The organism is Campylobacter sp. IFREMER_LSEM_CL2090 (assembly GCF_025771865.1).
Taxonomy (GTDB): Bacteria; Campylobacterota; Campylobacteria; order Campylobacterales; family Campylobacteraceae; genus Campylobacter_D; species Campylobacter_D lari_D.
In genome coordinates, this window is record NZ_JAKMRA010000040.1 from 1 (window position 1) to 584 (window position 584).

The window sequence follows — 584 nt, forward strand, 5'->3', positions numbered from 1 at the left end:
TTTTAATATTTTTATGTAAGCTTTGATTATTTTTAGTGATAGTTTCTAATAAGCTTTGTAAGTCTTTTTGATTTAAGTGTTTATTATTTGCATCTACAAAGCCTTTTTCACTTTGCATTAAAATAAAGCTTTTATTTTTTACATTATTGTTAGTATATACATTAATAGAACTATCTTTAGAAAGATGAATCACTTCTTTAGCATTTAAATAAGCTTTAGTATCATCTTTTAAGATAAAGCTATAATGATCAAAGTTATTAATAGTATTTGCTTTTATATTTGTATTTAATACTAAATGATTATTAGTACCATTTTTATGCATTAGTGCTTTTGATACAAAGTTATTATCTTTTTTAGTTTGTAAAAAACTTCCTGCTAATACTTCTATATTGGTATTGTTAAAAATATTAGTATTACCGCTTAGATATAAGGTATTATTATAGCTTTTATCATTTTCACTATATACTCCAGAAGCGCTTATAAATATAGCTTTGTTGTTTTTATACTCATCTATATTTAAATTATTTATATGAGTATAATTATCATGAGTATTCTTGGCTATACCTGCACTAATTACTACTTCA

Annotated in this window: 1 pseudogene; it reads right to left on the reverse strand. The window is 22.3% G+C overall.

The features are described 5' to 3' along the window. Positions 1 to 584: pseudogene (locus L8V85_RS08335) on the reverse strand (hypothetical protein); the annotation flags it as partial.